Raw genomic sequence first — 385 nt, 5'->3', positions numbered from 1 at the left:
CTCCGAGGCGGCATCCAGGGCGTCTTGCCATTGCCGTGCTTGGATGCGTTGCCGGACTCGTTCCAGCAATTGAAGAAAGCGGGCGTGGTTGTCCCGGATGAACTGCACTGGTTTCATGGAGCAGGGAGGGCTTCACGCCCCGGCGCGGGAGATTGGGTGGTAGAAGCTTTTCACGGCGCTGGCGACGCGCCGGACGTCGTCGCTGGTCATGCCGGAATATATGGGCAGCCGCAGCAGCCGCTGGGAAATGTCGGTGGTGACCGGCAGGTGTCCGCCACGGCCATGGCGCAGGCCGGCTGGCGAATCATGCAGTGGAACGTAATGGAACACCGCGCCGATGCCCTGGGCGCGCAGGAATCCGGTCAGAGCGGTGCGCTCTTTCAGC

Annotated in this window: 1 protein-coding gene; it reads right to left on the bottom strand. The window is 64.7% G+C overall.

Annotated elements, in window-relative coordinates; genetic code table 11:
• Positions 1-132: 132 nt before the first annotated feature.
• Positions 133-385 (bottom strand): DegT/DnrJ/EryC1/StrS family aminotransferase (locus K9U40_RS24570; protein ID WP_282892643.1); only part of this gene is annotated, 253 nt, incomplete at its 5' end.

The sequence above is a fragment of the Xanthobacter autotrophicus genome (assembly GCF_030015065.1).
GTDB lineage: Bacteria > Pseudomonadota > Alphaproteobacteria > Rhizobiales > Xanthobacteraceae > Xanthobacter > Xanthobacter autotrophicus_D.
Note: the sequence above shows the minus strand (reverse complement) of the source record. Positions and strands in the feature narration are given on the sequence as shown.